This is a genomic window from Achromobacter sp. 2789STDY5608615 (assembly GCF_001298995.1).
GTDB classification, from domain to species: domain Bacteria; phylum Pseudomonadota; class Gammaproteobacteria; order Burkholderiales; family Burkholderiaceae_B; genus Achromobacter; species Achromobacter insuavis.
The window spans coordinates 81,100-90,365 of record NZ_CYTY01000028.1; the positions used below are offsets into that span (position 1 = coordinate 81,100).

The 9,266-nt window shown below is 69.8% G+C and carries 11 protein-coding genes; 7 read left to right on the forward strand and 4 right to left on the reverse strand.

The window, feature by feature from the left end; genetic code table 11:
* Both AOZ49_RS22075 and AOZ49_RS22080 read left to right on the forward strand, forming a co-directional pair.
* The coding region (locus AOZ49_RS22075) for a fumarylacetoacetate hydrolase family protein (RefSeq protein WP_082380541.1) at positions 1-532 on the forward strand (532 nt) is incomplete at its 5' end.
* Positions 533-534: 2 nt separating this feature from the next.
* On the forward strand, positions 535-1,056 hold the full coding sequence (locus AOZ49_RS22080; RefSeq protein WP_054431707.1) for a GNAT family N-acetyltransferase: 522 nt from the start codon (positions 535-537) through the stop codon (positions 1,054-1,056).
* Between the two features lie 76 nt (positions 1,057-1,132).
* On the opposite strand, the gene AOZ49_RS22085 is transcribed toward AOZ49_RS22080, so the two are convergent.
* Together AOZ49_RS22085 and AOZ49_RS22090 are read right to left on the reverse strand one after the other, a co-directional pair.
* Positions 1,133-2,536, reverse strand: a complete 1,404-nt coding sequence (locus AOZ49_RS22085) for an amidase family protein (RefSeq protein ID WP_054477771.1) — start codon at positions 2,534-2,536, stop codon at positions 1,133-1,135.
* 118 nt (positions 2,537-2,654) lie between these two features.
* Entirely contained in the window at positions 2,655-3,521 is an 867-nt protein-coding gene (locus tag AOZ49_RS22090) for a LysR family transcriptional regulator (RefSeq protein ID WP_054431709.1), read from the reverse strand.
* A gap of 146 nt (positions 3,522-3,667) precedes the next feature.
* On the opposite strand from AOZ49_RS22090, the gene AOZ49_RS22095 reads away from it, so the two are divergent.
* The gene (locus AOZ49_RS22095; protein WP_054477773.1) at positions 3,668-5,071 is read left to right on the forward strand and encodes an MFS transporter; all 1,404 of its coding nucleotides are present in this window, start codon (positions 3,668-3,670) and stop codon (positions 5,069-5,071) included.
* A 13-nt stretch (positions 5,072-5,084) separates the two neighbouring features.
* On the opposite strand, the gene AOZ49_RS22100 is transcribed toward AOZ49_RS22095, so the two are convergent.
* Complete coding sequence (locus tag AOZ49_RS22100) at positions 5,085-5,717, reverse strand: cysteine peptidase family C39 domain-containing protein (RefSeq protein WP_054431711.1); 633 nt, start codon at positions 5,715-5,717, stop codon at positions 5,085-5,087.
* A gap of 126 nt (positions 5,718-5,843) precedes the next feature.
* Between AOZ49_RS22100 and AOZ49_RS22105 the strand changes: the two genes are divergently transcribed.
* From AOZ49_RS22105 to AOZ49_RS22115, 3 genes are all read left to right on the forward strand, one after another.
* On the forward strand, positions 5,844-6,788 hold the full coding sequence (locus AOZ49_RS22105) for a 3-hydroxyacyl-CoA dehydrogenase NAD-binding domain-containing protein (protein WP_054477775.1): 945 nt from the start codon (positions 5,844-5,846) through the stop codon (positions 6,786-6,788).
* A gap of 83 nt (positions 6,789-6,871) precedes the next feature.
* The gene (locus AOZ49_RS22110) at positions 6,872-7,144 is read left to right on the forward strand and encodes a GNAT family N-acetyltransferase (RefSeq protein ID WP_054477777.1); all 273 of its coding nucleotides are present in this window, start codon (positions 6,872-6,874) and stop codon (positions 7,142-7,144) included.
* Positions 7,145-7,152: 8 nt separating this feature from the next.
* Positions 7,153-7,548, forward strand: a complete 396-nt coding sequence (locus AOZ49_RS22115) for a YchJ family protein (RefSeq protein ID WP_054431714.1) — start codon at positions 7,153-7,155, stop codon at positions 7,546-7,548.
* Here the strand turns inward: AOZ49_RS22115 and AOZ49_RS22120 are convergent.
* A complete protein-coding gene (locus AOZ49_RS22120; protein WP_054477779.1) occupies positions 7,540-8,427 on the reverse strand; it encodes a LysR substrate-binding domain-containing protein in 888 nt (295 codons plus the stop codon). The genes AOZ49_RS22115 and AOZ49_RS22120 overlap by 9 nt on opposite strands.
* Positions 8,428-8,661: 234 nt before the next feature.
* Here AOZ49_RS22120 and AOZ49_RS22125 point away from each other — a divergent pair.
* The coding region (locus AOZ49_RS22125; protein ID WP_054477781.1) for a haloacid dehalogenase type II at positions 8,662-9,266 on the forward strand (605 nt) is incomplete at its 3' end.

The window sequence follows — 9,266 nt, forward strand, 5'->3', positions numbered from 1 at the left end:
CGTGGCGCTGGCCGGCACGCTGCCGGCGACCTCGCCCGTGGTCCGCGTCGAACCCGAGATCGCCTTCGAGCTGGCGCACGACCTGCCCGCGCGCGACGAACCGTACAGCCACGCCGAGATCGACGCCGCCATCACCGGCGCGCGGCTGGCGCTGGAAGTGCTGGGCTGCCGCTACGCCGCGCCCGAGCACGCCAGCCTGCCCGAGCTGCTGGCCGACCACATGTTCAATGCCGGCCTGGTGCTGGGGCCGCGCATCGCCTCGCCGGACGCCGCTCCCGCCAACATGGCCATCACGCTATCGGTCGACGGCGCCGAGGTCGAGCAGCACGCCGGCATCCATCCCAACGGCCACGCCAAGGCCGGCCTGTATTGGCTCGCCAATTTCCTGCGCGAGCAGGGCCTGGGCCTGACCGCCGGCCAGCACGTCATCACCGGCTCGTACGCCGGCTACCTGGACGTGCCCGCCAACCGCGACGTCGAACTCGCCTACGGCGATCTCGGCATCCTGAAGGTACGCTTCAGCTTTCGCTGACTATGCTGACCCTGCGCCCCTTCTCGACCGCTGACTATCCCCTGCTCGCCAGCTGGTTCACCAGCCTGCCCGAAGTCGTGCAATGGGGCGGTTCGCATGTGTCGCATCCGCTGACCGCGGCCGACATGGACGCCATGCTGCGCGAAGGCCAGTCGCAACCGCCCTCGCGGCGCTGCTGGATGGCCTGCCGCGACGACACGCCGGTGGGCCACGCCCAACTGGCCTACGAATGGCGCGACGGCAATGCCCGCCTGGGCCGTGTCGCCATCGCGCCCGACGTGCGCGGCCAGGGCCTGGCGCGGCCGATGGTGGCGCTGATGATCGACGAAGCCTTCCGCACGCCCGGCATCGAGCGCCTGGAACTGAACGTCTACATGTTCAATACGCCCGCGATCCGCACCTACCAGGCGCTGGGCTTCACGCTCGAAGGCGTGCGCCGCTCGTCCACCCGCGCCGGCGAGGCGCGCTGGGACACCGGCATGATGGGGCTGCTGCGATCCGAATGGCGCTCGGGCGCCGCCTGACTCCGGGCCAGGCGGCCGCGCGGCCCGGGACACGAACCGGCTCCCCGGCGCGCCCGGACGATCGACCGCGCCGCGCCTAGCGCGCGACCGGCTCCGCGATCTCGACCGCGGGCCCTGCCGCTTCGATCACCTCGCCGGCCGCCAGGCACAGGTCTTCGCGATAACGCCCGGCCACCACCTGCACGCCGACGGGGCTGCCGCCCGCGCTGCCCATCGCCACCGTCAAACCCGGCAGGCCCATGAAGGGCAACCCGATCTGTGTCATCTGCGCGCGCCACACGCGGCGGTAGGCAGCCTCGCCCTGCAGATCCAGGTTGTCCGCGAACGGCAGCTCCGCCGACACCGGCAGCAGCAGCACCGGATAATCCGCCAGGAACAGCTCCCACAGGCGCGTCAGCGTGGCGCGGCGCGTCAGCACCGCCGAGAATTTCGCCAGGTCCATGCCGGCGACATGCTCGCGCTGGCCTTCCAGCGCCGTCAACGCGCCACGGTCGCCCTCCTTGCGCGCGGCCTCGACCATGCCCTCGTAGCCATCGGCCATCCACATGCGGATCTGCAGGTCGGCGGCTTCGCGCAATGGCGGCAGGGCATCGACCGTATCCACCGACCAGCCGGCCTCGCTCAGGCGCCGGGCGGCATCCTGCAAGGCCTTGACCACCGCGGGCTCGGTCTCCATGCCATCCGGGTTCAGGCACAGCGCCGCGCGACGCGGCGCGGCGGGGCCTTCCAACGGCGCCGGCACCCACCACGGGTCGCGCGGATCCGGCGCGGCCATCGCCGCCAGGCCCAGCCGCAGATCGGCGATGCTGCGGCCCAGCGGCCCCGACACCGCCGTGATCTGGCCGCCGATGGTGCGCTCGGGCAGGGCCGCGTTGTAGGCCGGCACGCGGCCCAGCGACGGCCGCAGGCCGTGCACGCCGCAAGCATAGGCGGGGTAGCGGATGGAGCCGGCGATATCGGTGCCGTGCGCCAGATGGCCGATGCCGGCCGCCACCGCCGACGCCGCGCCGCCGGAGGATCCGCCGGGCGTCAGGGCCGGATCGCGAGGGTTCAAGGTATTGCCGTGCAGCAGGTTGCCGGTGAACCAGCGCAACGAAAACGCCGGCGTGTTGGTGCGTCCGACGATCACCGCGCCGGCCTTGCGCAGGTTGGCCACCACCGGATTGTCGACGGTGGCGATCACATCCTTCTGCAGCGTCACGCCGTTGGTGGTGGCGAAGCCCGCCTGGTCCACGTTCACCTTGACCGTCACCGGCACGCCCGCCAGCGCGCCAGGATCCTCGCCGCGCGCCAGCGCCGCGTCGACCCGGGCGGCCTGCGCCAGCGCGTCGTCGGCGCGATGATCAACCACGGCGTTGATGCGGGGATTCACCGCCTCCAGGCGCCCCAGCGCGCTTTGCGCGGCCTCGACCGCGGATACGTCGCGCCGGCGGATACGGGCGGCAAGCTCAACTGCGGACAAACGCCAAAGATCGGACACGCGGCACTCCTCGTTCAGGTCATGGGACACAGCCGGCGCGCCTGCGCGCCGTCGGAGGATCAACCTTAGCGCCGCGGGCCCGCCGCCACAAGCCGCGGTTTGCCACGAGGCCCGCGCCTCAATTCTCTTCGAACACCTCGACGATGGCGTCCGCCACCGCCCGCACCCGCGCCGTGCGGTTCAGGTCGCCGTGCATCACTAGCCACAGGTCATAGGGTTCACTGCGGTGTGGCCAGATGCGCACCAGATCGGGATACTGCGGCGCCATGTGGACCGGCAATTCGCCGATGCCCAGCCCCGCCGCCACCGCCTCGATGATCATCAGGCCCGAGTTCAATTCCATCGCGATATGGCCATTGCCCGTCGGCTCGCCGCAAAAGGTATCCGACCATCCCGGCAACACCGATTGCTGATAGGTGACCAGCGTGTGTCCGGCGAATGCCGTGCCCTGGCGCGGCTCGCCGCGCGCGGCGATATACGACTTCGACGCATACAGGCCGACATCCCGGCGTGCCAGGTGACGGTGGATCAGATCGGGGTTATCCGGCTTGACGTTGCGGATCGCCAGATCGGCCTCGCGGCGCGTCAGGTTGCTGAGCTGGATCGAGGTCGACAACGCGATGCGGATGTCGGGGTGCTGCCGGTGCAGGCGGCGCACCGCCTCCATGATGAAATAGCTGGCGACCGTCTCCGACGTCGCCACCCGCACCACGCCCGACAGCCGGTGGTCCAGCCCCTGCATCTGCCGCTGCAACTGGTCGGCGGCCTGCTCCATGCGCTCGGCGGCGGCGAAGGCCTGCTCGCCCGCGGCGGTCGGCACGTAGCCCGACGGCGTGCGCAGGAACAAGCGGGCGTCCAGCGACGTCTCCAGCGCCGCCAGCCGGCGGCCGGCCGTGGCCTGGTCGATCTGCAACAGCGCCGCGGCGCCGCGCAGCGTGCCGTTGCGGTAGATCGCCAGGAAAATGCGGGCGTTATCCCAATCCATGAAAACAGATGCCTTCGAAAAACGATCCAGGCAGGGATCGATTGCCTGATGCAATTTTGCATCACGATAGCGCAGTTTCTCCTATTTTTTGCATCACGGAAACACCCTAAGCTGTGCGCCTTGGATCGTCCCCGGAAGTCCCCGTCATGCGCACCGCCTGCTCCACCGCCCCCGTCCCCGCGGATCCCGTCCCGCGTCCCGCCGTCACCGGCCTGCTGCCCCTGGTCACCCTGGCCATCGGCTTCGTCATGGCGATGCTGGACGTCACCGTCGTCAACGTCGCCCTGCCCAGCATCGCGGAACAGTTCACCGTGCCGCTCACCGACCTGGTGTGGATCGTCGACGGCTACACGCTGACCTTCGCCGCGCTGCTGCTCGTGGCCGGCGCCCTGGCCGACCGCTACGGCGCCAAGACCATCTACCTGGCCGGCCTGGGGGTCTTCACGCTGGCCTCGCTGCTGTGCGGCATCACGCCCGGCGGCGACCTGCTGATCGCCGCCCGCATGATGCAGGGACTGGGCGCGGCGCTGTTCATGCCCAGCTCGCTCAGCCTGCTGACCCATGCCTACGAAGACGAGCAGGTGCGCAACCGCATGCTGGCCGCCTGGTCGGCCATCGTGGCGGTGGCCGGCGCCGCCGGCCCGCTGCTGGGCGGCGTGCTGATCCATCAATTCGGCTGGCGCGGCATCTTCCTCATCAACCTGCCGCTGGGCCTGGCCGGTCTGTGGCTGGCCAGGCGCCGCATCCAGGCCGCGCCGCGCCGTCCGCGCGCGCTCAACCCGCTGAGCCACGTGCTCGGCGTGGTGGCGCTGTCCGCGCTGTGTTTCGCGCTGATCCAGGGCAACGCCTACGGCTGGTCGTCGGCGCCCATCCTGGCCGCGGCCGCCTTGTGCGCGGCGGCCACGCTGGCGCTGGTGCGCCGCGAACGGCGCCACGCCGAACCCATCCTGCCGCGCGCGCTGTTCCAGACCCCGCAATTCGCGGCGGCCAACGGCGTGGGCTTCCTGATCAATCTCGCGGCCTACGGCCAACTGTTCCTGCTCAGCCTGTTCCTGCAGCATGCGCGCGGCGCCGACGCGCTGCAGACCGGCATCCAGCTGGTGCCGATGCTGGCCGTGTTCTCGATCGGCAATCTGTTATCGAGCCGCGTGTCGACGCGCTGGAACGTCTCGGCCGCGTTGCTGGGCGGCATCTCCCTGGCCGCCGCCATGAGCGCGGTCGGCCTGTTCAGCTTCGCGCCCGACATGCCCTACTGGCCGTTCGCGGCGATCGTGGCGCTGGCCAACCTGGGCGTCGGCATTGCGGTGCCCGCGATGACCAGCGTGGTGATGCAGGTCTCGGGCAAGCACCATGCCAACAGCGCGGCCGCCGCGCTGAACGCCAACCGCCAGTCGGGCGCGCTGGTCGGCGTCGCGCTGATGGGCACCATCCTGCACTTGTTGCCGGACTGGCGCGCCAGCCTGCCCGCCGCCTACGCCATCATCACGGCGGGCTACCTCGCCGCCGCTGTGCTGGTATGGCGCTATCTGCGCCGCGCCCGCAATGCCTGACGCGCCAGGCCACTCAGGCCGCGCGCAGGATCGCGACGCCACGCCCGGCGAACGCGCGCTCGAATGCCGCCATCGGCACACAGGCATCGGCCTGCGCGCCGGGCTCGCCGGAAGGATTGTGGAAGGTCACATGCCCCGGCGTGGCCCGCGTCACCAGCACCAGGTGCCCGCCCCTGGCCGGCGGCTCGCGCTCCGGCCAGCGGATCCACGGATGCACCGACGCCATGAAATAGGCCGCGCCGTTCATCACCGCGGGTAGTTCGTCCGCGCGCACATCCACGCGCACTTGCGCCTGCAGTCCGAATTGCTCGGCCACGAAGCGCACGAACGGCGCGTAGATCATTCCCTTGATGTGACCCTCGGCGTCTTCCGTGTAGGCGCCGTACGGCAGACTGCGGCGCGCCAGCTCCAGGGTCGGATGGACCAGCCCGGTCTCGGCCGCCAGCACCATCTTCAGGCAGGCCATGCCGCAGACATGGCTGGCCCAGCGCGCATATTCCGTCACGTCGCGCGCGCCCGACGCGGGCCATGCCGGGTCGTCCTCGAGCCGGAGTTCCTTGCGGATGATCGCGCCCGCCAGGTGCGCCGACTCCCATTGGCAAAAGTAAGGCACCGGCCGCCTCCCGGCGGATCGTGACGAATCCATGAACCCCTCCAGCAAGACATCGAAGATGCGCACGCCGCTATCTTGCCCGCCGCCCCCCCATGCGTGGCAACCCTGCCCGCTTTGCTTCACAATGGGCCTTCCCATCGACATCCTCCGGAGCGCCGCATGACCGACTCGTCCGCTTTCCCCGCCATCAACCGCGTCGCCATCGTCGGCGCCGGCACCATCGGCGCCAGCTGGGCCGCGTTGTTCCTCGCGCACGGACTCGACGTCGTGGTCTGCGATCCCGCCGCCGACGCCGAGCCGCTGACGCGCGCGCGCGTTGCCGCCGCCTGGCCCGTGCTGACGGAACTCGGACGCGTCGCCGCCGGCGCGACGCCCGATACCCTGCGCTTCGAGCCCGACCTGGCCGCCGCGCTGCAAGGCGTCGACTTCGTGCAGGAAAACGCGCCCGAACGCGAAGACTTCAAGACCGACCTGTTCGCGCGCATGGACGCGCTGCTCGCGCCCCACGCGATCGTCGCCTCCAGTTCCTCCGGACTCATCATGAGCCGGCTGCAGGCGCGGTGCCAGCACGCCGCGCGCTTCGTCATCGGCCACCCGTTCAATCCGCCGCACCTGATCCCGCTGGTGGAAGTGGTGGGCGGCAAGCAGACCTCGGACGCCACCATCGAACGCTGCATCGCCTTCTATCGCCAGCTGGGCAAGCACCCGATCCGCCTGAACAAGGAAGTTCCGGGCCACATCGCCAACCGCCTGCAGGCCGCCCTGTGGCGAGAAGCGATCCACCTGGCCGCCGACAACGTCGCCAGCGTGGCCGACATCGACGCCGCCGTGTCGCAAGGCCCCGGCCTGCGCTGGGCCCTGTTCGGCCCGCACATGACCTTCAACCTCGGCGGCGGCGCGGGCGGCCTGGCCAACTTCATGGACCACCTGCTGGGACCGGTGCAGACCTGGTGGGACGATCTCGGCTCGCCCGAAGTCACGCCGGAACTGCAACGCCGCCTGATCGACGGCGTCAATGCCGAGGCCGGTGCGCGCAGCATCGCCGACCTGGTCGAGACCCGCGATGCGCAGCTGACGGCGCTGCTGAAGATCCTGCAACGCTGACCCGGGCCGCCAGCCGCCGCTGGTATCCTATGTCGATAGCCTGCCACGCAGGCGCTCCCCGCTCACTCACGCAGGAATGCCCCATGGTTTCCGTCATCCACGATACCGAGCGCTCGCGCTACACCGCCACTGTCGACGGCGTGCTGTGCGTGCTCGACTACCATCTGCGCGACGGCGTCATGACCATCACGCACACCGGCGCGCCCAGCCAGGTCGGCGGCCGCGGCATCGCCGCCGAACTGACCCGCGTCGCGCTGGACACGGCCCGCGCGCAGGGCTGGAAGGTGCGCCCGCAGTGCTCCTACGCCGACGTCTACATGCGCCGCCATCCCGAATACAACGACCTGCTCGCCTGATTGCCACCGTGACCACGCCAGACCCGATTGCCTGTCCCTGCGGCACGGCCAAGCCCTACGCCGCCTGCTGCGGCCGCTGGCACCAGGGCCCGCAGGCCTTGCAGGCCCCCACCGCGCAAGACCTGATGCGCTCGCGCTACAGCGCCTTCGTGCTGGACAGGCTCGCCTACCTGCTCGACACCTGGCATCCCAGCACCCGCCCCGCCTCGCTCGAACCCAATCCACCCGGCTTGAAATGGCTGGGCCTGACGGTCAAACAGGCCCGCGACCAGGATGCCGATCACGCCACCGTCGAATTCGTCGCGCGCAGCCGCCTGGCCGGCCGCGCCAGCCGGATGCACGAAGTCAGCCGTTTCGTGCGCGAAGGCGGACGCTGGTACTACGTGGACGGCGACCTAAGCTGACGCCAGCTGGCGACGCGGCGGATCAGCGTCCTCGCCCACCGCCCGCTTCAACACCGCGATCAGGTTCGCCACCGCGCCGCCGGCCGTGGCGCGCGCTGCGCCCACGATCGCCAGTTCAGTGCGCGGCGCCGGCGCCAGCCCCTGCGCCGCGCCGAGTATCCCGTGCTCCGGCAGGCAGGCGAACGCCGGCAGCAACGAAATGCCCAAGCCCGCCGCCACGGCCGCCTGCACCCCCGCCAAACTCTGGCTGTGATACGCGGCGCGCCAAGGCCGTCCGGCGCTTTCCAGCGCGTAGATCATGCGTTTGCGATAAATGCAGCCCTGCGGAAAGAGCACCAGCGGCACGGGTTCCGAGCCCCGCAGCAGGGCCTTGTCCCCCACCCATGCCAGCCGTTCGAGCCACGACGCCAGACACGGACCATCACCCGGCTCACGCTTGATCAGCGCCAGATCCAGCTCACCCGAGGCCAGCCCCGCCTTCAGGTCGGTGCTCATGCCGCTGCCGGTTTCAAGACGGATTTCCGGATGGCTGGCGGCGAAGCCGGCCAGCAGCGCCGTCAGCCGCGACACATCGAAGTCCTCCGGAATGCCCAATCGGATCGCCTGCATCCGCCGCGGCGCCGACAGCACCAGTTCGGCCTCATCCGCCATCGCCAGCAGCTTGCGCGCGTAGGCCAGCATCAACTCGCCATCCTCGGTGGCCTGCACCTGGTTGCCGGCCCGGTCGCGCAGCAGCAAGGTCTTGCCCACGGTCTGTTCCAGCTTGCGCACCTGCTGGCTCACGGTCGATTGCGTCCGATGCACCCGCCCCGCCGCCCGCGTGAAGCTGCCTTCATCAACTACGCAGACGAGCGTCCTCAACAATTCGAGATCAAGCATTGTGTGTCCTGGATGGCTGCGCGGTATGGGGTGAGTTGGGCCGGACGCCATGCCCGGGAATGAGCCGGGACGCACGGCTTGCCCGTCCGAATCGATCCCGCGCCAAACGGATCAGGAACCGAGTCCCAACGATATTCATTATTCCACTGACTTGAGTTTGATTATTAATTTTACAACTCACCAGGCCAGATCCTAAGCTGGCTTCATCTCCAACGGCGCCACAAAGGAATCCCCATGCCCCTGGACCATCTCCCCCGCCCGCAATGGCTCACGTTCGACTGCTACGGCACCCTGATCCAATGGGATGAAGGCCTGCAGGCCGCCGTCGCGCGGATCCTGGCCGCGGGCGAAGCGCGCCAGCACACGCCGACGCCGGCGCAATTCCTGCATGTCTACGACGAACACGAACACCGCCTGGAGCGCACGCCGCCCCATATGCACTTTGTCGACGTCACCCGCGAATCGCTGCGGCTCACCATGCGCGACCTCGACCTGGCCTACCGGCCGCAGGACGCCGAGCTGCTGACAGGCAGCATCTCGGCCATGCCGCCATTTCCCGAGGTGGTCGACACCCTGGCCAGGCTGAAACGCGCCGGATTCCGCCTGTGCATCATCTCCAACACCGATGACGCCATCATCGCCGGCAACGTGGCGCAGCTGGGCGGCCACATCGACCGCGTCATCACTGCCGAGCAGGCCGGCGCCTACAAGCCGTCGCGGCGCATCTTTGCCCACGCCCACGACAGCCTGGGCGTCACCCCCGACGAGGTCGTGCACATCTGCGCCAGTCCGCATCTGGACCACGCCGCCGCGCGCGACATCGGCTTCCGCTGCGTCTG